This window comes from Limnospira fusiformis SAG 85.79, from assembly GCF_012516315.1.
Classification (GTDB): domain Bacteria; phylum Cyanobacteriota; class Cyanobacteriia; order Cyanobacteriales; family Microcoleaceae; genus Limnospira; species Limnospira fusiformis.
The window spans coordinates 2,300,055-2,325,124 of record NZ_CP051185.1 but is presented as its reverse complement, the minus strand read 5'-3'; the positions used below and the strand labels follow the sequence as shown (position 1 = coordinate 2,325,124).

Below are 25,070 nucleotides of genomic sequence, written 5' to 3'. Positions count from 1 at the left end.
ATAGGCCTACATCAGGATAATCTCAAGGATAATCTGATAATTTTTTCCTTCAGCCCTACAATACTTGACTTGTGGCGCTGGCATCTACCGCTGGGGGTTGACAGTTTTCGGACGGTAGTGGTATTATTAAGATAGTACAGATTAGTTTGGTAATATGTAGGCAAAAAATAAAATTGTTAATATTCCCATTATTACATAGACTACCACAGGGCGATCGCTTTTGTCAACCCCCCCAGTCATAAAAGGCGATTTTTTTGGTTACAAAACTTAACATAACTCTTTGATGACTTCGACAAGTAGCCAGCGACCGGCGGAGTTGTGTCGTCCCCAAACGGTGATGGGGGTAGCGGTAGGTATGGTTTGTAATTGTTGATTAATGTGTGGGTGGAGGGTAACGAGACTCAATACCTGACCGAGGAGTGAGTGAGGTTGAGAGAGGGTGAGGGAATATTCGTGGTCTGGGTGGCGGTGAAATTGTCCGCTAAATTCTGATAATGAGGGTGATATTAATTGTGTCGGGTGGGGGTCGGGTGGGGGAACTTCACCAGTTATGGGATAGGCTTGTGGGTGGTCTAAATAGTATTGTTGCCATTTTAGCCAATCGGCGCGATCGCCTGTAAGGTTAAACAGGGGAATAATGGCGGCGGGGGCTATGGGGTCGGTTAATAGTGCTTGTTGAAGCGATCGCACTGATAGCATTCGGGGAGATATGCGCTGTTGGACAGATAAAGCCGCAGCCATTCCCGCCGCCTGTCCGATACCCAAAACCACAGGTTGTAGACGGGTAGCGCCATTAGCGATATGGGAAACGGAAATATTTTTCTCAGCCACAATTAAGCCCTCTGTAGTTTCTGGAATTAGGGTACGATAGGGGATAGTAAAGGGGGTTCCCGTCCAGCGACCTCCCCAGCGTAAGAGTTTAAGTTTAACTGGTAGTAACCCGGCGCTGTAGTGGTGATCATTGGGATAGTTACCAATGGCGATCGCCTCACATTGTCCATTGTGGTCTATAGGTAAGGCGGCGACGCGACTTCCTGAGACAGGTAAAATATGATTTTCTGTAATCGTTTGGACTCCACACAGACGGCGACTTTCTCGGTAGTAGGGATGAATAGCAAAAGCGCCAAGTTGCTGAGGAGTTAAGCCTAGGTCAGTTTTCCAAGCTGACATGGTATGGGGAAATATGCTCTCAGCCAAGCCGTAGCGCCTTCCTAGGTGCTGTTGAATGAAGGCGGCGAAGTTCAGACTATGCTGTAGACTTTCCCGCCAGAATGCCTGTTTTTGTGGCGCTGAAGCAATCAAACGATCCAATCCTACCCCGTAATCATTGCCTTTATGGGGCCAGTTTATCATCATTAACCCCCCAGGTAGGCGACCATAGTTGAGGAATTGTTGGGGGTCGTAGCCATCCCAAGCGCCCTGAAATTTGCTAAAATCGGCTTCTGGGGTAGGTTTAATGGCTGGGGCTTGTGTTTCGCCAAAATCCTGTAATAATACTACCCAGGTGGGGTCTTGTACTGGACAATTATCGGTAAATTGGCTAGATTGAATTGGGGCGCTAGGTTCTTGCCATTGCTGTTGCCATTCCCAACCCCAGCGATAGGGAATTTCACCTTGAGCTAAAATATCTCCTAATTCTGTGGCATCAATGGTAACCTGGGCATTAATGGTAAAATCTGGGAATCTCACCCCAGTAATGCGATCGCCTTTCCGCAATACTTCTAGGGGTGCATATCCAGAAATCCAATGTAGATTTTTTTGAGATTTTACCCAGTCTGACCAAATTTGCGCGCCTATGCGGGGGTCATAATTAAAAAAACTAACCCATCCCCAGTCTAAACCCGTGGGTTGTTTTTGTCTAAGTTCTCTTAAAAAAGCACCCCATAGACCCGTCTGAAAGGCTACTAATTCGTTCCCGTCTGGTGCAGCTACTCCGGCGGAGGTTAACATTCCTCCTAACCAGGAAAATTCACTCACTAAAATAGTATTAGCCCCACCACGGGCGCTCTGGAGGGCGGCGGCAGTTCCCCCAGCACCTCCACCAACCACTAAAACATCTGTTTGCAATTGTTCCATCAATCTCGGCAATTGTCAATCACAGAATATAGTTATAACACAATTCGGCGATTCTGAAAATAGGCGGATAATTTTATTGAAATGGATAATATCATCAAACATAATCAAATTCTCAAAAACGGGCTGATTTATACAACCCAAAAAATATGTTTTTTCGGATTAACAGTCAACTGTGTGGGGTTAACATGGCTGTTGATGTCTCTCCCGGCTGGGGGGGAGTTTTTACCACCGCCACCAATGCCGACAATTAATCATGGTAATAATGGGGCTAACAATTTGTCTCCTCTGGTGGTGGGGGAATATATTTTAGGGGCGGGTGATACCATAGAAATTGATATTTTCAATGTTCCCGAATATAGTGGCGAAAGAGGTCGTCATCAGGTGTCAGTAGATGGAAGTTTAAACCTCCCGTTAATTGGGAGAGTGACGGTTCAGGGAATGACAATTGATCAAGTTTCGGAACTGCTGAAAGAACGATATGGGGAATATTTACAACGACCACTGATTACGGTAAAATTATTAGAGAGGAGACCTGTTCAAGTAGCGATCGCTGGGGAAGTTAAGAGACCCGGTTCTTATATGGTATCGGGTAATTCCCAGAGTCAAAATATGGGAGGTGTTTCTAATGCTGCTACTGTGACAGGTGTTTTGCGAATGGCGGGGGGAATAACTACTAGCGCCGATATTCGCCAGGTAAAAATCCGTCGTCCTGGGGGGGGAGGTGAGGAAACTATTGTTAATCTTGATTTGTGGGAACTTCTCCAAAATGGTGACCTGAGTCAAGATCTAGCCCTGAGAGATGGAGATAGGATATATATTCCGACTGTTACAAATATTAATCGCCACGAAGCGCGTCAGTTGTCTAGTGCTAATTTTGCTAGTAATGCTGACGGACCGATTAATGTGGCGGTGGTGGGGGAGGTGAACCGACCAGGAACCCATATCCTTAGCATTGACACCATGGCTGGGACTGAGGGGGAAAATGTATCGGAGTGGCGAGGTATAGTTGGAGTTGATCCGGTTGGGGTGTATACAGTCACCAGGGCTATTAAAGCGGCGGGGGGAATTACACCGGAAGCAAATATTCGAGAAATTCAGGTGCGGCGCATTAGTCGTACAGGGACGGAACAAACTGTTATGGTTGACCTATGGAAACTTCTACAAGAGGGAGATCTCCAGGAGGATATTGCTTTACAAGGGGGGGATACAATTATTGTGCCTAAAGGGGGGACTGTAGATGCTACAGTTTCTGGTAATGTGGCAACAGCTAGTTTTTCTCCGGGTATAATGCGTGTTAGTGTGGTGGGGGAGGTTCTACAACCTGGGGCGATTAGTCTACCCCCCAACAGTTCCCTAAACCAGGTGATTCTGGCGGCGGGAGGTCTGAAACGGGGTCAGGCTGACTCCAATAGGGTAGAACTCATCCGTATATCCCCGGATGGGACTGTTTCCCGAAGGGTGATCTCGGTTAATCTATCGGATGATGTGAATGAGGCTAATAATCCGGTCCTGAGAAATAACGATGTAGTTATGGTGAACCGTTCAGGGGGTGCGGCTTTTCGGGAGGGAATGGGTACGGTTTTTAATACCTTAAATCCGATTAGTAATGTTTTGGGGTTGATGAGGTTTATAAGTATCTTTTAAGCAAAATTCATTTTCTGGTTATTTAGCACACGCAAAAATCGGGGAGTAAGGTAAGATGAAAAAGGCTAGACGTTCCCAGTTATCGATGATTTATACCCGGAGTTCATCGGCGGAGGGTATGGGATTTTCTCCCTGGTATCGCGGAGATTTGGAAGCGAGAAATGTTGAGATTGTTGGGGCTAAACCGAGGGGAATGTTGGCGAAAATTGCGGATCTGTTTTGTCGTCGCTGGTTGGTGGTTGTGGGGGTGGCTGCGACAACAGTGACGGGGGTTTATTGGTGGACGGTTGAACAATTACCTGAGTATAGAGGGACGTTTCAACTGTTAATAAGTTCCTCAGATGAACTGGGGGGGTTAGACGAAGCATCTCAGTTGACAATGCTACAGAGTCCCCAGGTTATGGCTGATATTTTGGAGAATATTCAAAGTCGCTATCCCCAGGTTGATTATCGGTTTCTGTTTAATGATAAATCTCCGGGTCGGTTGGAATTGCGAATGCTGGAAGGGACTAAGATTTTGGAGGTGAGTTATCAAGATAGTGAACCGCAAAAGATCCAGTTTATTCTGGAGGCGATCGCTTCGGGATATCTGGAATATCATCAAGGGTTACAACGTCCGTCGGAAACCAGCCAAAAGCTGGAGATGATTAATCAAAAAATTAATCCCCTAGTTACCCAGGTGAATAACCTCAAACGAGAAATTGTGAATCTCCAGCAGGAGCATCTGATGATTACGCCGGAAGTTACCAGCCGCCAAATAAGCGATCGCTTAGGGATGATAGAAACCGAAAGACTACAAACCCAAACCCAACTCCAAGAGGAAAAGTCTCGGTATTTAACTCTACAACAACAACTAGGACTCGACCCCCAACAGGCGATGATGGCTTCGGCTTTAACAAATTCTCCTCGCTATCAAACCCTCCTACAAAAACTCTTAGCGGTGGAAACCGAGGTAGCTGTAGAGTCGACTAGGTTTAAGGAAGCATCCCCGCAAATTCAATCTTTATTAGACCAACGCAATCATTTATTACCATTACTCCAAGAAGAGGCGGTGCGGGTTTTGGGTCAAGACTTAACTACTGTAGACCCCAGTATTTTAAGTCACCAAGACTCCCTGCGAATGGGATTAATTCAGCAGATGATGGTAGCAGCACATCAGATAGAAATGCTACAGGTACGCGATCGCGTTTTACAAACAGCAGCGACCAGTTTACAAGAATACTCTCAAAGTTTACCGGAAGTCATCCGCCGCTACAGAGACTTAAATCAGCAGTTAGAAACCGCTACCACCCGACTAAATGACTTATCGGATCGCCAGGCGGACTTAGAATTAACTATAGAACCGCCTGTTAGATCCTGGCAATTAATCGCCCCCCCCATGATTCCTCGCCAAAGATCCGGACAACTGGAGACGGTTTCGCCGAATATTCCCCTAAATCTAGCTTTGGGAGGATTGGCGGGTTTAGGCTTGGGAATGATTATAGCTCAATTGGTCGATCGCCTTAATAATGTGTTCCACAACAGCGAAGAAATAGCGGAGAATACCCCCATTCCGCTGTTAGGGGTAATTCCAGCCAGCGATGATGCTTTGATGCTTCCGGCTAATTCTCGGTTGACTGGGGAGACCGATGTTCTACCAAATTTGTCGATGGTCCCCTGTGGGATATTTCACGAGGCTTTTCGATCGCTTACGGCTAATTTACGCCACTTGGCTACGGAATCACCCATCAACTCCTGTGTGATTAGTTCCGCACGACCTGCAGATGGTAAGTCTACTGTAGCCCTAAATTTAGCGATTGGGGCGGCGGCGATGGGTCAGCGGGTGTTATTGGTAGATGCTGATTTGCGTAACCCCCGTATTCATTCGATGTTGGGGGTGTCTAATTTACAGGGTCTCAGTGATGCGATCGCTGGTAATCTGGAGATCGAGACTTTGATTAGGCGATCGCCATCGGATGAAAATCTGTTTATTTTAACTTCCGGTCCTCTACCTGTTGACCCGACTCGAATGCTGGCTTCTGCGCGAATGCAGGAGGTTATGGCTCAACTGCGCCAACAGTTTGATTTAATTGTCTATGATACTGCTCCCCTGTTGGGTTTGGCTGATGCTAATTTACTCGCCTCCCACACTAATGGGTTGATGATGGTGGTCGGGTTGGGAAAAACTGACCGATCAGCTTTTAATCTGGCTCTGCGAGAGTTGGAAATGGCTGGAGTTCCCGTTTTGGGTATGGTTGCTAATGGCGATCGTCAGGAAACTAATTATTATTACAGTCAACGCTGAAGTTGAACTACCCGGAAAATGTCGTCTATGCACAAAATGTCGTTTTTGTCAATACCCCCCCAAATGGCCCCCTGATTTTACCCAAAAACTCGTGAATCGCAAATTTAATTTTTTCGGCAGAGAATAAGTTTAAGGGCGATAGAATGGGGGTTGTAGCCTCTATTTTTGAATCAAGGCATAGTAACCCCTTGGGTGCGATTTATTTGAGGATACCACAACCCCTATAATCTCGTCAACTATTTGCGAGGGATTTTCAACAAAATTGTAACAATTCTTAACAATATTTTGCGATTCAAATTTATCTTCCCAGACAAATTAGGAAAACTTATGCTATGGACAGGATTTTGATAAGTATCTTCACGGTTGTAGACTATCATCAACGGAGTGTAAATTAACCGTAAAAGAAGCGCGATTTTTCGCTAGAATATGCGATCGCAGAGTTAAGCATTAATTGAGTAGCTTCTTCAGCAGGTAAAGCCTTAGAAAACAAATTATTATTTATTACCGTCAACGCTGAAGTTGAACTACCCGGAAAATGTCGTCTATGCACAAAATGTCGTTTTTGTCAATACCCCTAAAAATGGCCTCCTGATTTTACCCAAAAACTCGTGAATCGCAAATTTAATTTTTTCGGCAGAGAATAAGTTTAAGTGCGATAGAATGCGGGTTGTAGCCTCTATTTTTGAATCAAGGCATAGTAACCCCTTGGGTGCGATTTATTTGAGGATACCACAACCCCTATAATCTCGTCAACTATTTGCGAGGGATTTTCAACAAAATTGTAACAATTCTTAACAATATTTTGCGATTCAAATTTATCTTCCCAGACAAATTAGGAAAACTTATGCTATGGACAGGATTTTGATAAGTATCTTCACGGTTGTAGACTATCATCAACGGAGTGTAAATTAACCGTAAAAGAAGCGCGATTTTTCGCTAGAATATGCGATCGCAGAGTTAAGCATTAATTGAGTAGCTTCTTCAGCAGGTAAAGGTTTAGAAAACAAATAACCCTGACCATAATCACAGCCAAGATTGTGCAAAAACTGCATCTGTTGTCGAGTCTCAATACCTTCTGCGGTAACTTCCAGCCCCAAGTTATGAGCCAGGGAAATAATCGCCTTGATAATTTGTTGAGGTTGGCTGTATTGATCGATATAATTGCTGGGTTCTTCCTCCAATCGCTGTACAAAGGATTGGTCGATTTTCAAACTTTTGAGGGGTAATTGATGCAGATAACTCAAAGAGGAGTATCCCGTCCCAAAATCATCAATGGCTAGGTGAATTTTGCGTGCTTTTAGTTGTGCTAAAACAATCAAAGCGGTCTGGAAGTTCTCAACTAACATACTTTCGGTAATTTCCAGCTTGAGGCTTTTCGGGTCGCAATTAGTTCTGGCTAAGATAGCATCAATTTGTTGTATCAAATTAAGCTGATTGAGTTGTTTCCCAGACAAATTGACACTAATGGTTAAGTGAGAAGAGACTGATTGCGGAGACCTCTCCCAGTTTTTAAGTTGTTGTTTCCAACTACTAAGCTGACGGCATGATTCTTCCAGGACCCAAGCGCCTAAAGGAACAATTAATCCCGTCTCTTCCGCTACGGGGATAAATTCAGCAGGTGACACTAATCCTCGGCGGGGATGTCTCCATCGCACCAAGGCTTCAAAACCGACTATCCTACCAGTAATTAAACAGACAATTGGCTGATAGTGAATGATAAAGTCATTTAAACTTGGGAGTTGACTAGGTATGACAGATACATCAGAGATGGCTGAGGCTAACGGGTTGGACTCAGAGCTAGAGATGTGATTGAGTGCAACATTGAGTTGAGCAGATCCAAATATGGCTTTACGCAAATCAGTTTCTAATTGCAGAAGGGCGAGGGTTTGGGTGTGCATTGATAAATCAAAAACTTCTGATCGCGCCTTTCCTCGTTCTTTAGCATGATACATGGCGATATCTGCATCTCGGAGAAAATCTTCGGGGTTGTTGTATAATAAACAGTGGTAGTTGTCGGTCTCTGCTCCTTTTTTAAAGGTGCATCCGCGACTGGGTACAATACCAATACTAGCAGTGGTAAAAATTTCGTGACCTTCGATATAGAAGGGCTGGCTGAGTTCCCGATGAATTTTTTCGGCTAATTCTAGTGCTTGTTTGGGGTCGGAAATGTGATCCATCAAAATGGTAAACTCATCCCCCCCTAATCTGGCGATGGTATCCCCAGGGCTGGTAACACATATTTCTAAGCGATGAGCAATTTCTATGAGCAAGAAATCACCGATAACATGACCTAAACTGTCGTTAACAACTTTGAACCGATCTAGATCTAAAAAGAGAACCGCAAATTGATAATTCGAGTCCTCTTTAGAACGCCGTAAGGCTTCGGAGAGTTTTTGGTTGAATAAACTGCGGTTAGGTAGTTCGGTTAAAGGGTCATAAAAGGCGGCGTGGAGTAGTTGGGCTTGGGCTTGTTTGCGATCGCTAATATCGCGGATAATGATTTGAATGGCATCGCGACCATGATAATTAGTGGGAATGCCGGCAATTTCCACGTCAATAATTGCGGCATCTAAGCGGATTAATTGTTGTTCAAAAAGCGTCGCCGATTGCTGTTTGGCTTCTCCAGTTAATTCTTGGTTGAGAATGACTGTGGTCTGATCATAATCCACAAAATCATAAATGGAACGACCAATAATATCTTCGGGTTGTTTAGCCCCCAACAATTCTACCCCGGCACGGTTAATATAAACAATTTGGTCATCGCAGTAAATAGCAATGGTGTCGGGGGAAAGTTCTACTAACATCCGATAACGTTCTTCACTTTCTCGCAAGGCTTGTTCAGCCTCTCGTTGTCGCTGTTCAATTTCTTGGGCGGCGAGGAAGTCTCCTAAACCCTGTGCCATCAATTCAATAATTTCGCGATCTTCTGATTTAAAGGGTACGGTTCTCTGTGGTTGGTGAACAAAACTCAGTACGCCATAAATGCGATCGCCTACCCAAATGGGAGTACCGATATAAGATTCTAATGTAAGTGTCTGGTAGGCTTGGACTTGACTCCATTCCGGGTCAAGACCGGCTTGGGTTTGGGTAACGGTTTCCTGAGTGTGATATGGTTTAGCACAAAAGGTGTCGGCGATGTTCGCAGTTTGACCGATGGTAAATAAGTCGGAGTGAGGATAAACAAATTCTAAGCTATAGACTCCGGCGGAGATTTTACCAATTAAACCTGTTGACATTTGCAGCAATTCACACCCGGTCTGTAGATAGTCTTCAAACCTGGCTTCTAGGCTAGGATAAAGACGGGTAGTAATGCGATGTAGTTGTTTAAGTTTGCTGCTAAACTGCGCCAGGGCTTCGGATTTGGATAAGAGGTTAGCTTCCGCCTGTTTGCGATCGCTAATATCGGTTTGAATACCGATAAAATTGGTGAGAAAGCCTTGGTTATTGTAGACCGGAGAAATTGATAATTCATTCCAAAAACTGCTACCGTCTGGGCGATATTTTTTTAATTCAATATTACATTCCCTCCCTTCTTCAATGGCGCTTCGTAACTCCGCCAAGGCTTTGGGGTCACTGTCTCGACCCTGAAGAAATCGACAATTTCGACCAATGACTTGATGGCGAGAATATCCGGTAATTTTCTCAAAGCCTGAGTTCGCAAAAATCACCCGGTTGTCCGACTCAGTAGCGTCGGTGATAATAATGCCATTGCGACTGCTATTGATGGCTCTTTCCATCAACTTGAGTCGTTCATCAGCCCGCTGTCTCTCGATCGCCGTAGCGAGAATGTGAGCGATCGCCTCCAAAAAATGTACATCATTTAAGGTAAATTGATGCACTCGTCGCGTATGTACACTCAACACCCCCCAAGGCTTGGAGTTAGCCCCTTTTGGTCCGGGAATAATCACACTTAAACCGCTGACAATTTTGTGGTTGTGTAGCAGAGGAGTTCCTGGGAAACGAGTTTCTACTCGCAGATCTTCAACGATTACTGCTTCACCCTGTTGGAGGGTGTAACCTGCCTGGGAATTAGGAGAGGCAGTAATTTGAGCCGACCCCACTAGCCCTGGTCGCCAACCAATACCCGAACGTAGTAAAAAAGCCTGATGATTGGGTAGTAGTTCCAAAACCATGCAGCGATTAATTTTTAAGGTTTCCTTGACCTGAGTAATCAATTTCCCCATCAGAGAGTCAAGGTCAGGGCTGGTGAGAGCAATTTGTCCAAATTTGGCGACCGCCGCTTGATAACTAGCTTCATTGTCTAGCTGGTTTTGGTTGGGGCGGCGAATATGGCTGTTGGTGTCTGAGAAAATTGTTAGAACTACCGGTTCAGGGATTAAGGGTAGCGATCGCATAGATAGGCATACCCAAGTCGTCCGCCTATCTGATAGGCGGATTTGAATTTCCACCGAGTCTATGGCATTCCCTTGGTCAAACTGTTCCCGAATTTGCTGATAATGGTTAATGGATGTATAAATAAAGGATTCTTTATGTCCGATTAGACTTTCCCTTGACCCCTGCCATATTTCTAGCAAAGCTGTGTTACAATGGATAATCGTGCCATCATGGTCGCTCACCATCACTGGTTGAGGTAGAGACTGGACCAACATTGACATTATTTCTGGAGGGGTTGGTGACACTTTCTCACTCTCCGAGGAAAATTCTCTATAATGGCGATCGCTCTGTCCCTTGGGGTCTGTAAACTGATATTCACGCGCTTTTTGATGTTGGCCAGCCACTTTGGGAGTCCTGAAAATTATTCAATCAACAACCGCAGCCGCTTGTGATTACCGAGCAGATGCACAGGTCGTCTCATACTTCCTATATTACGATTGTACTATTTTTCTGGCAAATCAACTTAGATAGCCCGACAAATTTAAAAAACTTTAACAGACTGGGGATCAACAGCCCATCCATATAATAAAGGTTAATATACAGGTTATATGGGCGGAAATTGTAGTATAATATTAATGTCGTCACTCATCAAATGACATGGGGCGGGTCTATCGGCATCCCCAAATAAGCAGACCCATGGATAATCAGAAGCTGACTAAAGCACCTTTATAGATGACATTTGTAGGGTGCATCCGCATCGTCAAATCAGCAGACCAAGGATATCATGATTAGCTGAGATACTAATAATGTTGTCTAAAATACAGTTTTATGTAACTTGATATTATCCTACTCATCTAGTTTCCGATAGAGTAAGGGGGGAAATCAAATGATAGATGTTGAAAGCCCAGCAGTAGAAAGCATGAGATGGAATCAGAAGGACAACGGATAAATCGTCCTAGCCATTTTTGATGGATTCTAGGTAGCATAAAATAATCAAACGAAAAGGAGAACAGAAGTAATGATAGAAGCCTATCGTCAACAGGCTGCTGAACGCGCCCAACAGGGAATTCCGCCATTGCCCCTAACTGCGGAGCAAACCTCGGAACTGTGCGAACTGCTGAAAAACCCACCGGAAGGGGAAAAAGAGTTTCTGATGGAACTATTGCGCGATCGCATTCCCCCCGGAGTAGACGAAGCCGCCTATGTAAAAGCCGGATTTCTGACAGCGATCGCCAAACGGGAAATCAGCAGTCCCCTCATCTGTCCCCAAGGAGCGATCGACCTACTAGGTACAATGGTAGGGGGTTATAACGTGCAATCCCTGGTAAGTTTCCTGAAGTCTTCCGACTCCAATATTGCCAGCGAAGCAGCCAACGCCCTAAGCAAAATCACCCTAGTATTTGACGCATTCAACGACATTCTAGCGCTGTCAGATATCAACCCTTACGCCAAACAAGTCCTAGACGCTTGGGCTAACGCCGCCTGGTTCATTCGCAACCCGAAAGTCCCCAAAGCCATAACCGTCACCGTCTTCAAAGTCCCTGGCGAAACCAACACCGACGATCTTTCTCCCGCCCCCCACGCCACCACCCGACCAGACATCCCTCTGCACGCCCTAGCCATGCTAGAGTCAAGGATGCCCGAAGGTATACAAACCATCGCCCAACTGAAACAAAAAGGCTACCCTGTAGCTTATGTTGGGGATGTAGTCGGGACTGGTTCATCCCGCAAATCTGCCATTAACTCAGTCCTGTGGCATATTGGCGAAGATATCCCCTTTGTACCCAACAAACGGCGGGGAGGCTATATCCTAGGTGGAAAAATCGCCCCCATTTTCTTCAACACCGCCGAAGACTCTGGCGCATTCCCCATAGAATGTGATGTCAGCAAAATGGAAACCGGGGATGTGATCACCATTCACCCCTACAAAGGCGAAATTACCAACCAAGCCGGGGAAGTGATTTCTACCTTCACCCTGAAACCGGAAACTATCCTAGACGAAGTACGCGCCGGGGGTCGGATTCCCTTGTTAATTGGTCGCAGCCTGACCGACAAAACCCGGGAAGCAATGGGACTAACCCCCAGCGAACTTTTCGCCCGTCCTGCTATCCCAGAAGATACCGGAAAGGGCTTTACCCTAGCCCAAAAAATGGTTGGGAAAGCCTGCGGACTACCGGGAGTCCGTCCAGGTACCTCCTGCGAACCGATAATGACCACCGTAGGTTCCCAAGACACTACCGGACCCATGACGCGGGATGAATTGAAGGAATTAGCTTGTTTAGGGTTTTCCGCTGACCTGACCATGCAGAGTTTCTGTCACACCGCAGCCTATCCGAAACCAGTGGATATCAAAACCCACAAGCAACTACCGGACTTCTTTGCTACCCGTGGCGGTGTGGCTTTGCGTCCGGGAGATGGTATCATCCACTCCTGGCTAAACCGGATGCTGTTACCCGATACGGTGGGGACTGGCGGCGATTCTCATACCCGTTTCCCCTTGGGTATTTCTTTCCCCGCTGGTTCGGGTTTGGTGGCTTTTGCAGCCGCTTTGGGGGCGATGCCTTTGGATATGCCAGAATCGGTTTTGGTGCGCTTTAAGGGGCAATTACAGCCGGGTGTGACGCTGCGCGATATTGTTAATGCTATTCCCTGGGTGGCGATGCAGCAAGGTAAGCTGACTGTTGGTAAGGAGAATAAGCAAAATGTCTTCAATGGCCGGATTATGGAGATGGAAGGTCTACCTGATTTGAAGGTGGAACAGGCTTTTGAGTTGACTGATGCTACTGCGGAACGTTCCTGTGCTGGCTGTACGATTAAGTTGGGGACTGAGACGATTTCTGAATATTTGCGATCGAATGTAGCCCTAATGCGGAATATGATTGCTCGTGGATATCAGGATGCTCGGACTTTAACCCGTCGCATTGCCAAGATGGAACAATGGTTAGCTAATCCTGAGTTGATGGAAGCTGACGCCGATGCTGAGTATGCGGATATTCTTGAGGTCAATTTGGATGAGATCGTTGAACCTATTGTAGCGGCACCTAATGACCCTGATAATGTGAAACTGATGTCTGAGTGTGCGGGTGACAAAATCGATGAGGTGTTTATCGGTTCTTGTATGACTAATATCGGACATTATCGCGCTGCTGCTAAGGTGTTAGAAGGGGCAGGTCCGGTGAAGGTGCGTCTGTGGATTTGTCCGCCTACCCGCATGGATGAACAACAACTTCGGGAAGAGGGGGTTTATGGTACTTTTGCGGCTGCTGGGGCGCGGACGGAAATGCCTGGATGTTCTCTTTGTATGGGAAATCAAGCACGGGTGGAAGATAATACAACGGTATTTTCTACTTCGACTCGCAACTTTAATAACCGTATGGGTAAGGGGGCTCAGGTGTATCTGGGTTCGGCTGAATTGGCGGCGGTTTGTGCGCTGTTGGGTCGCATTCCCACGGTTGAGGAATATATGGCGATTATCACCCAGAAAATCGACCCGTTTGCGGGGGATCTTTACCGCTATTTGAACTTTGATCAAATTGCAGGGTTTGAAGATGAGGGTCGAGTGATTCCTCTTGAGCAAATGCCGAAAATTGAGGATGTTTTAGGCATCCCGGCTGGTGCGTTAAGCAACTAGCTTATCTAATGCTGGGAAAGCGATCGCGCCTTCCCCTCTTTGGTGTAGGATTGTGGGGAGGCGATCGCGCCTTCCCTGCACAGTGATAAAGAAAGACGATACCAGCGAAGGATATTTACCATGATGCTGTCAAAAATGCACTGATAAAGGACGGGTGGACGATTACTTTCGACCCGTATTTCATCAAGTATGCAGAAGTCAAATTGATGGCAGATTTAGCTGGCAAAATCGAAGTGAAAAGTTTGATCGGGCGTTCTCCGATGCGCGAATTGGGAAAGGCATTATGAAAAATTTTTCAAACAGGTTGCTTGCGATCGAACTAATTGTGCAAAGATTTCAAGTTTTCCTGTGAGTTGTCGATATTAAAAATGAGGAGATGGTAGAATGGATAAATTAGCCCATTATCAAAATATCATCAAAGACGTTCTGAGTCAATATGATAAGCTATCATCCCAAATCCCAGATCCAGACATCGATGAAATCCTGATATTTGACGATGAAAGAAGTTAATATCTTTGGTTTAATGTAGGTTGGAAAAATAATCGGCGAGTGAATGCGGCTTCTGTGTATGTTCGGATCAAAAATGATAAAATTTATATTGAGGAGGATTGGACGGAGGAGGGAATTGCAACTGAGTTGTTGAGGGAGGGTGTACCGAAGGAGGATATCGTGTTGGCGTTTCACGATCCCGATACTCGCAAGTTGACCGAGTTTGCTGTAGCTTGAAAGGATATTTTGGGAATTCCCGCAAATGTGTTGAGCAACTAGGTTGTAGAATAGCGAGGTGAGCAGTTGTCCCCACCCTTTACATACTCCTTCCCATGCCTACGGTTTTACGGATTGGCTCCTATCGCCTGTATTTTTACAGTCACGAACCGAACGAGTCGCCGCACGTTCATATTGATCGCGATCGGGATTCGGTAAAATTTTGGTTATCGCCCGTCAGTCTGGCTCGTAATATCGGTTTCAGTGCGAGGGAGTTGCGTAAAATACAGAAAATTGTACAAGATAACCAGGAGATTTTGTTGGAGGCTTGGTATGAATACTTCGGCGGTGAAAGTTGACGAGCGAGTGAAAGATGTCTCGTTTGACGAGGATTCGATAACAGTCTTTTTGATGGATGGCCGTGCAATTTCCGTCCCTTTAGTTTGGTATCCTAAGCTATACCATGCCACGCCAGAACAGCGAGAGGCTTGGGAGATTTGCGGCGGTGGATATGGTTTGCATTGGGAAGAAATTGATGAAGATTTGAGTACAGAAGGGATGCTGCGGGGCGCTCCTGCACCAGGAGCTAGGAATTAAAGGATAAAGGATATTTTTGCGGTTCCTGCGAATGTCTTGAGCAACTATGTTGTAGAATAGTAGAGTAGGCGATCGCGCCTTCCCTATTATCGCCCTAAATACACTTGACCTAGGGCGACTTTGAAGCCACTAAGTTGTTGAGGGAAGGTGTGCCGCCGGAAGATATCGTGTTTGCATTTCACGATCCGGAGACTCGCAAGTTGACTCAGTTTACTTTATTTGGCTATAATTAAGCGAGTCAATGAGCATGGGGGAAGCTAAAAATTGATTATTCTGTGTACCCACAATAAAGGTGGGGTAGGAAAAACTACGTTAGCCGTCCATGTAGCAGGTGTATTGCTCAATCGGGGAGACAGTGTACTTCTAGTTGATTGTGACGATCAAGCCGACCTTTGGCAATTTTTTGCGCGCGACGAGAGTTCGCCAAATCAATATGATTCATACTCTCTGGTTGATAGCGGAAGTAGTACGGTTATTTATAATGAAGAACGTAAATCAGTGAAAAAACAAGCTCAATCTTACAGTCATATTGTTTTAGATATCAAATCCCCTAAAAGCGATACGGTTAGGGCAATTGTTGGAAACGATCCGGATTTAATTTTAATCCCTGTCAACACATCTCAAAGGGAAAGAGCAATTAAACAACTTCCTAATATGCTAGATCTGATATCTCAGCTCAGATCTACAGCCGGTTATATGGCACAAGTATCAATCGTACCTTTGGGTATACCAAGGGAGTTAGTAGAGAGAGAATTATCTCAAATCAAGGCAGAGAAAAAAAACCAGTTTTGGCAGATAGCTCTTCCGATGGAAGAGCTACAAGATGAAATGCAAACGGCTATTTATCAAGAAAGACAGTATATTTGGGAATACGAAAATCACGAAAATTTATATGAATATTTTTCCGATTTATTGAACATTGACTCAATTGAGAGGGTATAAAAATGACGAAAAACCACCAAAAGCAAACTGTTCCAAATATCAAAAGTGCAATTAATAAAGGAATTCTAGAGTCAGAAAAGGAGGGACCAAACAAGCTACAAGATAAAATTTCCTATAAATTGACAAAATCAGAGGCAGAGAAAATGACTGAATTGGGTCAGTTTGTGAGAGGTAAGACTGAAAATTTTCCCAACTTTGCCATCAGTTACGTCCATTTTATGGATACAACAATTAAGAAACAAGAAAATCGGGATTTGATAGATAAATGGAAGAAGAGAAAATCAGAAGAGTGTCAAAATTTTCAAGAAGAGTTAAAAGCAACTTCAGCCGATATTGGCAATTCAAGAATCAAACAAGAAAAGTACAATAAGGATTTTCTTCCCACTCCTGATATAGATCAGAAGCTCCGAGAATTAGAGATGACTGAAAAAGTGAATGAATGTATTTTTTTTGGCATCAAATTAATGCATGAAAACTTTATTGAAAATGCTCTCAAATCTTTTCAAAAAGCGAGTTGATAGACAATATGAATCCTTTAGTACAGGGAATAATTGAATCTGAGCAAGCAGTCAAGCAAGATTTAGGGCGGCGTTTTGCCGCCCACCTTGGTTTGAATCCAGGGCCACCCGGAAAAGATGGCGGAATTGATGGTTATGGGGTACTTGGTAACAAACAAATCTATTTTCAGTGCAAACTTTATCGTACTGCTTTAGATGCTTCGTTTACTGCTGATTTTTGCGGTAATTTGATGATCAACAATGCAGATATTGGCATTATGTTGTCAGGGGTTGGTTATACAGCAGGATACTTAAACCGTTTACAAGAATTTCACAGAAATTATCCCAATATAACTACCCATCTTCTAAAGCTGGAAGATATTTTTTCAAAAACAGATATTTTTGAAAAAGCCAAACTAGATTTACCAGAACTTCGAGATTTAAGCAATGGAGGATGGTATAAACTCAATCAATAAGAAATAATCATCTCCCAATATGCGATCGCCATTCAATCGAAACTGAGTTTTTGAGAGAGAATGCGCCGATATATTCATAATTTATCCAACAGAATACATTTCAAATAAATTGATGAAAAAATCTATAATTGTCTGTCTTGCTTGTGTAAAATTTGAAAATTCATGCCCACCAAATCTGTATATTTCATAACCTGAAAGCTTTATATTTCTATCTTCTGCAACCATTTCTGCGTAAAGCTGAGGGTCGGCTCGTCCATTACTATCAGAATAGTGTTGCTTGCCATCTATTTCAATAACAATACTCTTATTGTGTGGAAGTAACAATAGAAAATCCATTCTTTGTCGAGGTAGTCGTTTGATAATTTTTAGATATCTTAGACTGTAAGGATCGTAATGTAAATAGACTTGCGGAATCAATGCTGGCAGCTTGTTTTCCAACTTTTTAATAAAAAATCTATAATATGTATCAAATAAAATTTTCTCTGGTTTGTTTCCTTTGAGCGATAATAGCAACCTATTAAAAAGTTCATGACATTGTTGGGAACGATTATAATCACTCAAATGTTCTCTGTCAACCCACCAATCAACTAATTCGTCCCATAACAACCCTTTGTCAGGTAGTGGTCTATCATACACAAGACAATATTCCTCATTCCTAATAATTTTAATTTTATTTCTTGTAGCATCTGATAAAACTATTTCTGGTTTGGGACCGTTGGCTGCAAAAATTATATTTTTAAATTCACCGCTAATACAACACCCAGATGACTCGATCCTATGAAGGATCTCTTGATACTCATCATAAAGTTTTTGTTTTGTCTCCTGTTCATATTTTGGAAAAGATGAGACAGGAAATTTTTTGAACACTCCCTTTATAATTTGAGCTTGCTCTATTGGATGGGCTTCTTCAAGTATAAGAATAAATTTTTCTCGTGTAGTGCCTGGTTCATAATCCTCCACATTAATGTCTAGATCACAATAGTTTTCATAAAATTTGTAATGTTTACTGTAGCTAAATCCATTAAGGTATCCCTGATTAACTCCAATGTAATCATGAACCAGTCGATAAATCTCAGATTTTTTTAGCATTATTGAATTTTTCCCTAAACTACAAGTTATCGCGTTGCAGACAACCAATATTTTACAAGTAATATCGCTTATGTTTGTAAAAATTTGTGGACTATCAAGATAAACTGAATTTTTTTATTTTAGACAAATTTCAATGAATTATGTTGATTTTATCTTGTCAACAATTACTCTTCAACTCCCATCAATCAATTCATGGGTTGGGTATTGTTCACGACAATATCGCATCTAATCTTTCCACGACAAACCCGAATTTTCAGTCACTTCCGCTTGCAAAATTTCCTCGGCGCGATCGCTCGTTTCCGATGCACCCTCGTACAAGCCAATCAGCGGATCGGCATCCGTCTGCGATACAGGAGGACGATGGGTTTGTAAGTATTGGTCGATCGCTTCTTCGAGTAACGATTCCAAGGTTTTGTGCTGTTCCAGCGAAACCTGCATCAGTCGCGTCAGGGTTTCCGGTCGGGGCTTCCAGTTCAGTACAATTTCGAGCATGACATGGGTTGATATCAATAGAATTATTGTAGTGCAGTTTTCCCAGATCAACCGAAAGCGATCGCATCCCCGAAACCAACAGCCCAGAAGTGCGATCGCCCAATCTTTCAGGCTATAATAAACTTGATTCAGTCACCAGAATTATGATACCATCGCCATCCCATATCAAACAGCTTTACGATCGAGACTATCTCCAATGGCTGGAAGTGACGATCGCCCAGTTGCGATCGCGCCACTATAATGACGTAGATTGGGACAATTTAATCGAGGAAATCGAAGACATGGGACGGCGGGAACGCCACAGCCTTGAGAATAATTTGGTGGTGGTATTGCTGCATTTACTCAAGTGGGAATTTCAACCGAAATGGCGAACCGGAAGTTGGGAGGGGAGTATTATCGAAAACCGTCGGCGTATCCGTCGGGCGTTGAAATCCTCTCCGAGTTGGCAGAATTATCTCGCCAGTGTCGTGGACGAATGTTATACCAGTGCGCGAAAACAAGCGCGGGCGGAAACTCAGTTACCATTGGAGGTGTTTCCGGCGGCGTGTCCCTACGCGATCGCGGATATTTTAAATGATGATTTTTTGCCGGGAGAGGATGGGAACGGGAGATAAAGATTGGCGATCGCACTCAAAACAACCATTATATCATCAAAAAAAATGATCGAATCAGAAATTCTGAAAAAAATACAAGGTACATCGATAGAAGAGCGTATCCTGATTATTGAAGCCATTTTGAAAACGGTCAAAAAGGATATGCGATCGCGACAGCCTTCCTCCCAAGATCAACCCCTGCATGGGAAGGTGATTCACTATGACGATCCCTACGAACCCGTCGCAGCAGATGACTGGGAAGCATTGCTATGATCGTTCTAGACACTCATATCTGGATTAGGTGGGTGGATGAAAACCCCAAGTTATCTCCCCAAAACCAGGAGATCATTCAAACCCATCAAACAAGTGGTCTGGGTATCAGCATCATTTCTTGTTGGGAGGTTGCTAAATTAGTCGAGAAAAACCGATTGAGTTTTAGTTGTTATGTCCATGAATGGCTAGAACTTGCTTTAAGCTATCCGGGAGTTCAAATCTTAGAACTGAGCCTTCCAATTATACTTCAATCAACTCAATTGTCTGGATTTCATTCGGATCCTGCCGATCAAATTATCGTTGCCACAGCCAAAGTTTATGACACATTCTTACTCACTCAAGATCAAAAAATATTGAATTATTCTGAAGTCAAAACTTACACAAAGGGCGATCGAACTTCCGAAACTCAGAATCAACCTTAAACCCCGTATTGGCGATCATCGGATATGACGTTATCGAAACAGCAATTGACAACACTTGACTGCGAAGATTACGTCCTCTGGATTGAGGGGACATTGGAACAATTGCGCGATCGCAATTATGACCAAGTGGACTGGGAAAACTTGCTCGAAGAAATTGAGGATATGAGTAAGCGGGAACGCAGCAGTCTTCGCAGCAATTTGGCGATGGCGCTATTGCACTTACTCAAGTGGGAATTTCAACCGGAGTTGCGGACGGGAAGTTGGGCGGGAAGTATCACCGAACATCGCACGCGAATTTTAGATATTTTGGAAGATTCGCCGAGTTTGAAGAATTACTTACCGGAGGCGATTTTGTGGGCGTATCCCCGGACACGACGACAGGGTAAGGACGAGACGGGGTTGCCGTTGGAGGTATTGCCGGTAGCGTGTCCCTACGCGATCGCGGATATTTTAAATGATGATTTTTTGCCGGGAGAGGATGAGAACGGGAGATAAAGATTGGCGATCGCACCCCCGAAACCCAACAGCCCAGAAGTGCGATCGTCTGATGATCACCGTCCGCGTATCCGTCGCGCGTTGAAATCTTCTCCGAGTTGGCAGAATTATGATTTCATGTTAGCCTGAGCATTACGCCGCCACATATAGGGCTTAATTCGGCGCAAAGCTGAGGCGGTGAACCTCTCACTCCAAGTCTCATCGGAAATAGTGGCTAATTCTTCTAAAGTCGGGGCTAGATTTTCCGGATAGGGATTAAAGGCGGCTTCTTTTGTGGGTTTAGCAAATCTTTGATTCCACGGACAAACATCCTGACAAATATCACAACCTGCCACCCAATTATGAAGATTGGTTGCTATTTCTGGGGGCAAGGTTTCGGCTCGGTTTTCTATGGTATGATAAGCAATACAGCGGTTTGCGTCTACGACAAAAGGTTGAGCGATCGCATTAGTCGGGCAGGCTGACAAACAGCGAGTACAAGTGCCACAATGTTCTGTATGGGGGCGATCGTACTCTAAGACCAAATTAGTTAACACCTCTCCCAGAAACACCCAAGAACCGTAATTTCTAGTAATGAGATTCCCATTTTTAGCAATCCAACCCAACCCCGCCCGTTGCGCCCATAACTTATCCTGAATCGGTCCGGTATCAGCATAATAGCGGGCTTCGATATGTTCACCCTGCTGTTTTAACCACTGACAAAACTGCTTTAATTTCTTATGCAAAATGCGGTGATAATCTCGTCCCCAGCCATAGCGAGAGATTTTGGCATATTGTGGCTCATGTTTATGTTGATGTGGTGTATAATAGTTAATGGCAACACAAATAAGCGATCGCACTTCTGGCATAACTAGGCGAATATCCTGACGTTTAGGATTATCCATCCAAGCCAGATCCGCCTGATATCCTGCCTTTAACCATAGACGCAACCCTTCCACCTCTTCAGGGGTTGATGTGGCTGGGGTAAAGCCGACCTGATCAAAACCTAAATCTAGGAGATATTGTTGAATTTGAGAACGGTCAACAGAAGCAGCCATCAGAGAGAAAAAGTGAACAGTTCCAAGTGATTAATCATCGAGCCAATGCCACCCTAGGGGGGGTGGGGTTAGAGTGTCAAGACGAGGACTCCTTAGAACCCAAACTAGCCTGTAACTCCAAACAATTACGGCCATCAGTTTCAAGTTTATAATCAACCCGATCCATTAGGCGCTTCATAATCAACCACCCATAGCCATGTACTGGCTTATCTTCCGGTAACGGTGGTTCATAATCACTCATTTGATACCCCTTACCCTGATCCCAAATTTCCAGGCGAATGTCACCCTGATCAAGTTCTAGGCGAATAATCACCGGAAGTTCAGGCTGATCGCGGTGAGCATGGCGAATGACATTAGAATAGGCTTCAGCTAGGACTAGGCGAAACCGATTCGACTGACGGGGCCAATCCACCGAGTCCCCTAACTGGACTTCCAAACTGCTTAATAGCCAGTGTTCAACAACTTCTAAAAACCGAATATCGCTCGGCACCTGTAACTCAGTGATCATCTGTTGACACAACCTCCAGAGAGAGTATGGTTTGATCGTCCTCCTGAACCGGATTTTGTTCACGGATGGAAGCCAGTAAAGCCTCTAAATTTAATAGGCTAGTTTGTTGTTTTAGGAGTTGCCATAACCCCTCCTGTTGCAGCATGGCACGAGCGGAATTACCATCATTGCCTTGTTGTAGCACAGTAGCCTCTGTAATTCCATCACTGGTGAGTAAAAATACATCTCCAGGGGACAAGACACGACTACCTACATTTCCGCGCCAGACCGGAAGAATCCCTAAAGGAATACCCCGTTCCTTGAGAAAAATCGGCTCAACTGTGACATTGCCATGACCATTAAGGTTTTGTTGTTGGAGGGTACGATGATCCCAAATCAGGGGGTAGATATGTCCAGCGTTAGCATAGGATATTTCTCCTGTTGCGGGTGTGTAGCGAGCCAAAACCATGGTAATAAAGTGGTTATTGCCAATCAAATCATCAGATAAGATACTATTAAGATTGTGCATTACCTGTTCTGGTTCTGGGGAGGTATCTTGAGAGAGTTCTCGGCGCAAGACAGAAATGGCACTAGCCATAAACAAAGCGGCGGGAACTCCCTTCCCGGAAACATCCCCCAAAGCCACCCAAATATCCCCCATAGAGTGGATATAGACCTCAAAGAAATCGCCCCCAACTTCTCTAGCTGGATAGCAGCAGGCTTGTAGCTTCAGATTGTCAAATTCCGGCCAACTTTGGCGGAGTAAATTCATCTGAATTTGACGAGCCACCTTTAACTCACTCTGCATTTGCTCGGCGAGTTCTAGGGTACGTTGATATAGTCTAGCTTGAGACAGGGCGAGAGATGCTTGTTCGGAAACTACTTCTAGCAGTTGAATGTCCTCTTCGGACCAGGGTTGGTCTGCGGCATGGCGGTAAACGGCTAAAACCGCTAACAGGTCGTGTTGATAGGTAAGGGGAACAACAATTTGGCTGATGCTATCATCTCCCTGACAGCCTGGTATCTGGGTTTGACGGGTTTCTACAGCGGCTTGCATCAAGGCTATGGTATTTTCGGGTTCCGGGTGCGACTCACCTTGATAAGAGAACTCCTGTTCTGACAAAGATCCCGATTCGATAGGTTTGACCTTACAAGCAAAGGCTTCAAAGGTTTCACCTACGGTATCTGCAATGGTTTGCAGCATACTTGCGTAGTCGAGAGACTCGCGCAAGGCAATTACCACATCATTGTATAGCCGCTCTCGTTTCAAAGACCGACGCAGGGCGTTAGTGCGCTGTTTAAAAAATTTATAGGTTTCGGAGGCCTGCTGAACAACGGTTCGCAGTTCCTCTGGATTCCAAGGTTTGGTGATATATTTGAAGACTTGACCGGAGTTGATAGCTTCGACCAAATCTTCGACATCAGTATATCCGGTCAGCAAAATACGGATAGTGTCGGGAAAGCGTTCAACGGTTTTACCGAGAAACTCTGTCCCATTCATTTCAGGCATCCGCTGATCGGAAATGATAATAGCCATTTCTCCCTCTTGATCAAGAATCTCGAGGGCTGTTAGGGCGCTATCGGCTTTGTGGACTTTGAAATCACGGCGAAACGTCCTGAACAGCAGGTCTAGGTTATCGGGTTCGTCATCGACGACCATTAGTTTCAGTTTGCGACCTTCTCCCCGACTCATGCTCTACGTTTCTCCTAGATCAATCAGGCATCTTAAACATCTTACCGAAAAACTGGGTTTAAAGTCTCATTAAATAATCTGCTCTATAAAACTTAAACAAAACCGGACATAGCCGGATATTGACGTTTATTTCTGGCTTCGTCCGGGACTGTCGGCAGCACCCCGTCCACAAGTGTAATCGTCTGAACCAGGCGATTTTTCTAAATTTATACTGGCGTTCAAATCTCTATCAATCTTCAGGCCACAGTTTGGACATTCAAAAGTCCGACGGACTAGGGGCATTTTTTGACGATAACCGCAATTAGAACACAGTTGACTGGATGGATAAAATCTATCGGCAATAATCAACTTTGAACCATAACGTTCTGCCTTGTCACCTAGTTGACGACGGAACTCATAAAATGAAGCATCAGCGATAGAACCCGCCAAACAATGATTTTTCAGCATACCTGACACATTCAAATCTTCAATGACTACTTGGCTGTGGTTTTTAGCCAAAAAAGTAGTTATTTTATGAATCGTGTCACGGCGAATATTAGCGACTCTTTGATGTAGCTTTTGAACTTTTAAGAGACATTTAGCCCGATTTTTTGAGCCTTTGACTTTGCGACTTAAATGGCGTTGTAATCTGGCTAGTTTTTTGGTGGCTGCTTTATAAGCCTTGGGATTAGAGAATTGGGTCCCATCGGAGCAAGTCGCCAAATTGTTAATTCCTAGGTCTACCCCGATTCTCTCTCGGAATTTCGGTGTGATTTCTGGTCTGATTTCTACGAAAAAGCTCATATACCAGTCACCTGCTTGGCGCGTTATAGTGACTTTCTTAACTAGACTGGGTGGTAGAGCCTCAAATGTAGAAACCCAGCCCACAAAAGGCAGCTTATGGCGAGTTCCTGACAACTTGAATGGCTTTCCGGAATTGTCAAGCGTAAAACTATCATGGTGGCCTTTCTTCTTAAATTTAGGATAACTGCTTATTCCCTTGAAGAAGCGCTTAAAGGCATCCCCTAGATTAATGAAGGCATATTGATCAACTTTAGAAGACAATTCGGACATCCAAGGATATTGAGGTTTCACATAATGAGTAAAAACCTTTTTGATGGAGTTGACGTTAGGCTTGAGTCCCTCTTCATAAGCTGACATCCATAAGTGTAATCCCCAATTGAACACAAATCGAGCATACCCCGCGTGTTTGGCCATCAAGGTGCGATGACGGTCATTGAGTTTTAGTTTTGTCCGGAAAGCTTTGTAAGGCATGATTGGATTTTACCATGAAGAATCCGACTTGATGAGTATGTCGTCAAG

At 44.4% G+C, this 25,070-nt stretch carries 23 protein-coding genes and 1 pseudogene; 16 read left to right on the top strand and 8 right to left on the bottom strand.

Features of this window, described 5'->3' with window-relative positions; translation table 11 throughout:
* Positions 1-267: 267 nt before the first annotated feature.
* The gene (locus tag HFV01_RS11045) at positions 268-2,076 is read right to left on the bottom strand and encodes an FAD-dependent oxidoreductase (RefSeq protein WP_006670112.1); all 1,809 of its coding nucleotides are present in this window, start codon (positions 2,074-2,076) and stop codon (positions 268-270) included.
* Positions 2,077-2,157: 81 nt separating this feature from the next.
* Between HFV01_RS11045 and HFV01_RS11040 the strand changes: the two genes are divergently transcribed.
* The gene (locus HFV01_RS11040; RefSeq protein WP_006670111.1) at positions 2,158-3,720 is read left to right on the top strand and encodes an SLBB domain-containing protein; all 1,563 of its coding nucleotides are present in this window, start codon (positions 2,158-2,160) and stop codon (positions 3,718-3,720) included.
* Positions 3,721-3,775: 55 nt separating this feature from the next.
* Positions 3,776-6,004, top strand: a complete 2,229-nt coding sequence (locus HFV01_RS11035; protein WP_193521084.1) for a polysaccharide biosynthesis tyrosine autokinase — start codon at positions 3,776-3,778, stop codon at positions 6,002-6,004.
* 908 nt (positions 6,005-6,912) lie between these two features.
* Here the strand turns inward: HFV01_RS11035 and HFV01_RS11030 are convergent.
* Positions 6,913-10,743, bottom strand: coding sequence for an EAL domain-containing protein (locus tag HFV01_RS11030; protein WP_006625197.1), 3,831 nt, complete (start codon positions 10,741-10,743; stop codon positions 6,913-6,915).
* A 614-nt stretch (positions 10,744-11,357) separates the two neighbouring features.
* Here HFV01_RS11030 and acnB point away from each other — a divergent pair.
* From acnB to HFV01_RS10985, 9 genes and pseudogenes are all read left to right on the top strand, one after another.
* Complete coding sequence (gene acnB, locus HFV01_RS11025; protein ID WP_006625196.1) at positions 11,358-13,970, top strand: bifunctional aconitate hydratase 2/2-methylisocitrate dehydratase; 2,613 nt, start codon at positions 11,358-11,360, stop codon at positions 13,968-13,970.
* 98 nt (positions 13,971-14,068) lie between these two features.
* A complete protein-coding gene (locus HFV01_RS11020) occupies positions 14,069-14,257 on the top strand; it encodes an element excision factor XisH family protein (RefSeq protein ID WP_081593266.1) in 189 nt (62 codons plus the stop codon).
* Positions 14,258-14,354: 97 nt separating this feature from the next.
* Positions 14,355-14,696: pseudogene (locus HFV01_RS11015) on the top strand (XisI protein).
* Between the two features lie 95 nt (positions 14,697-14,791).
* Positions 14,792-15,034, top strand: a complete 243-nt coding sequence (locus HFV01_RS11010; RefSeq protein WP_008051414.1) for a DUF4160 domain-containing protein — start codon at positions 14,792-14,794, stop codon at positions 15,032-15,034.
* Positions 15,009-15,272, top strand: a complete 264-nt coding sequence (locus tag HFV01_RS11005) for a DUF2442 domain-containing protein (RefSeq protein ID WP_008051416.1) — start codon at positions 15,009-15,011, stop codon at positions 15,270-15,272. The genes HFV01_RS11010 and HFV01_RS11005 overlap by 26 nt, the downstream gene beginning before the upstream one ends.
* A 134-nt stretch (positions 15,273-15,406) precedes the next feature.
* Complete coding sequence (locus HFV01_RS11000; RefSeq protein ID WP_081593267.1) at positions 15,407-15,505, top strand: element excision factor XisI family protein; 99 nt, start codon at positions 15,407-15,409, stop codon at positions 15,503-15,505.
* Positions 15,506-15,536: 31 nt separating this feature from the next.
* Entirely contained in the window at positions 15,537-16,214 is a 678-nt protein-coding gene (locus tag HFV01_RS10995) for a ParA family protein (protein WP_008051417.1), read from the top strand.
* Between the two features lie 2 nt (positions 16,215-16,216).
* Positions 16,217-16,732 carry a hypothetical protein gene (locus HFV01_RS10990; protein ID WP_187758238.1) on the top strand — a complete coding sequence of 172 codons (516 nt, stop codon included), beginning with the start codon at positions 16,217-16,219 and terminating at the stop codon, positions 16,730-16,732.
* Between the two features lie 8 nt (positions 16,733-16,740).
* Positions 16,741-17,187: a PDDEXK family nuclease gene (locus HFV01_RS10985; RefSeq protein ID WP_008051421.1), complete on the top strand. Its 447-nt coding sequence runs from the start codon at positions 16,741-16,743 to the stop codon at positions 17,185-17,187.
* A gap of 81 nt (positions 17,188-17,268) precedes the next feature.
* On the opposite strand, the gene HFV01_RS10980 is transcribed toward HFV01_RS10985, so the two are convergent.
* Together HFV01_RS10980 and HFV01_RS10975 are read right to left on the bottom strand one after the other, a co-directional pair.
* On the bottom strand, positions 17,269-18,276 hold the full coding sequence (locus HFV01_RS10980; protein WP_052741574.1) for a putative endonuclease domain-containing protein: 1,008 nt from the start codon (positions 18,274-18,276) through the stop codon (positions 17,269-17,271).
* A 225-nt stretch (positions 18,277-18,501) separates the two neighbouring features.
* On the bottom strand, positions 18,502-18,768 hold the full coding sequence (locus HFV01_RS10975; RefSeq protein WP_046319443.1) for a hypothetical protein: 267 nt from the start codon (positions 18,766-18,768) through the stop codon (positions 18,502-18,504).
* 143 nt (positions 18,769-18,911) lie between these two features.
* Here HFV01_RS10975 and HFV01_RS10970 point away from each other — a divergent pair, with 143 nt between their 5' ends.
* Genes HFV01_RS10970 through HFV01_RS30465 form a run of 5 tightly spaced genes read left to right on the top strand, consistent with a single transcriptional unit; the run spans position 18,912 to position 20,680 of the window.
* The gene (locus tag HFV01_RS10970; protein ID WP_006668823.1) at positions 18,912-19,382 is read left to right on the top strand and encodes a DUF29 domain-containing protein; all 471 of its coding nucleotides are present in this window, start codon (positions 18,912-18,914) and stop codon (positions 19,380-19,382) included.
* Positions 19,383-19,427: 45 nt separating this feature from the next.
* Positions 19,428-19,634 (top strand): hypothetical protein, encoded by a 207-nt coding sequence (locus HFV01_RS10965; RefSeq protein ID WP_006625186.1) that lies wholly within the window; start codon positions 19,428-19,430, stop codon positions 19,632-19,634.
* Positions 19,631-20,056, top strand: a complete 426-nt coding sequence (locus HFV01_RS10960; RefSeq protein WP_193521083.1) for a type II toxin-antitoxin system VapC family toxin — start codon at positions 19,631-19,633, stop codon at positions 20,054-20,056. The genes HFV01_RS10965 and HFV01_RS10960 overlap by 4 nt, the downstream gene beginning before the upstream one ends.
* A 24-nt stretch (positions 20,057-20,080) precedes the next feature.
* On the top strand, positions 20,081-20,551 hold the full coding sequence (locus HFV01_RS10955; RefSeq protein WP_008051431.1) for a DUF29 domain-containing protein: 471 nt from the start codon (positions 20,081-20,083) through the stop codon (positions 20,549-20,551).
* A 3-nt stretch (positions 20,552-20,554) separates the two neighbouring features.
* Positions 20,555-20,680, top strand: coding sequence for a hypothetical protein (locus tag HFV01_RS30465; protein WP_006625182.1), 126 nt, complete (start codon positions 20,555-20,557; stop codon positions 20,678-20,680).
* Here HFV01_RS30465 and queG read toward each other — a convergent pair.
* From queG to HFV01_RS10935, 4 genes are all read right to left on the bottom strand, one after another.
* The gene (gene queG, locus HFV01_RS10950; RefSeq protein WP_006625181.1) at positions 20,659-21,588 is read right to left on the bottom strand and encodes a tRNA epoxyqueuosine(34) reductase QueG; all 930 of its coding nucleotides are present in this window, start codon (positions 21,586-21,588) and stop codon (positions 20,659-20,661) included. The genes HFV01_RS30465 and queG overlap by 22 nt on opposite strands.
* 76 nt (positions 21,589-21,664) lie before the next feature.
* Positions 21,665-22,096 (bottom strand): ATP-binding protein, encoded by a 432-nt coding sequence (locus tag HFV01_RS10945; RefSeq protein WP_006625179.1) that lies wholly within the window; start codon positions 22,094-22,096, stop codon positions 21,665-21,667.
* A complete protein-coding gene (locus tag HFV01_RS10940) occupies positions 22,086-23,768 on the bottom strand; it encodes a SpoIIE family protein phosphatase (protein WP_193521082.1) in 1,683 nt (560 codons plus the stop codon). The genes HFV01_RS10945 and HFV01_RS10940 overlap by 11 nt, the downstream gene beginning before the upstream one ends.
* A 126-nt stretch (positions 23,769-23,894) precedes the next feature.
* On the bottom strand, positions 23,895-25,022 hold the full coding sequence (locus tag HFV01_RS10935) for an RNA-guided endonuclease InsQ/TnpB family protein (RefSeq protein WP_193521081.1): 1,128 nt from the start codon (positions 25,020-25,022) through the stop codon (positions 23,895-23,897).
* Between the last annotated feature and the right edge of the window lie 48 nt (positions 25,023-25,070).

Excerpts from the sequence above, each read along its gene's own strand:
- HFV01_RS11045 (WP_006670112.1), bottom strand. The coding sequence starts at position 2,076 with ATGGAACAATTGCAAACAGATGTTTTAGTGGTTGGTGGAGGTGCTGGG.
- HFV01_RS11040 (WP_006670111.1), top strand. The coding sequence starts at position 2,158 with ATGGATAATATCATCAAACATAATCAAATTCTCAAAAACGGGCTGATT.
- HFV01_RS11035 (WP_193521084.1), top strand. The coding sequence starts at position 3,776 with ATGAAAAAGGCTAGACGTTCCCAGTTATCGATGATTTATACCCGGAGT.
- acnB (WP_006625196.1), top strand. The coding sequence starts at position 11,358 with ATGATAGAAGCCTATCGTCAACAGGCTGCTGAACGCGCCCAACAGGGA.
- HFV01_RS11010 (WP_008051414.1), top strand. The coding sequence starts at position 14,792 with ATGCCTACGGTTTTACGGATTGGCTCCTATCGCCTGTATTTTTACAGT.
- HFV01_RS11005 (WP_008051416.1), top strand. The coding sequence starts at position 15,009 with ATGAATACTTCGGCGGTGAAAGTTGACGAGCGAGTGAAAGATGTCTCG.
- HFV01_RS10990 (WP_187758238.1), top strand. The coding sequence starts at position 16,217 with ATGACGAAAAACCACCAAAAGCAAACTGTTCCAAATATCAAAAGTGCA.
- HFV01_RS10985 (WP_008051421.1), top strand. The coding sequence starts at position 16,741 with ATGAATCCTTTAGTACAGGGAATAATTGAATCTGAGCAAGCAGTCAAG.
- HFV01_RS10980 (WP_052741574.1), bottom strand. The coding sequence starts at position 18,276 with ATGCTAAAAAAATCTGAGATTTATCGACTGGTTCATGATTACATTGGA.
- HFV01_RS10975 (WP_046319443.1), bottom strand. The coding sequence starts at position 18,768 with ATGCTCGAAATTGTACTGAACTGGAAGCCCCGACCGGAAACCCTGACG.
- HFV01_RS10970 (WP_006668823.1), top strand. The coding sequence starts at position 18,912 with ATGATACCATCGCCATCCCATATCAAACAGCTTTACGATCGAGACTAT.
- HFV01_RS10965 (WP_006625186.1), top strand. The coding sequence starts at position 19,428 with ATGATCGAATCAGAAATTCTGAAAAAAATACAAGGTACATCGATAGAA.
- HFV01_RS10960 (WP_193521083.1), top strand. The coding sequence starts at position 19,631 with ATGATCGTTCTAGACACTCATATCTGGATTAGGTGGGTGGATGAAAAC.
- HFV01_RS10955 (WP_008051431.1), top strand. The coding sequence starts at position 20,081 with ATGACGTTATCGAAACAGCAATTGACAACACTTGACTGCGAAGATTAC.
- queG (WP_006625181.1), bottom strand. The coding sequence starts at position 21,588 with ATGGCTGCTTCTGTTGACCGTTCTCAAATTCAACAATATCTCCTAGAT.
- HFV01_RS10945 (WP_006625179.1), bottom strand. The coding sequence starts at position 22,096 with ATGATCACTGAGTTACAGGTGCCGAGCGATATTCGGTTTTTAGAAGTT.
- HFV01_RS10940 (WP_193521082.1), bottom strand. The coding sequence starts at position 23,768 with ATGAGTCGGGGAGAAGGTCGCAAACTGAAACTAATGGTCGTCGATGAC.
- HFV01_RS10935 (WP_193521081.1), bottom strand. The coding sequence starts at position 25,022 with ATGCCTTACAAAGCTTTCCGGACAAAACTAAAACTCAATGACCGTCAT.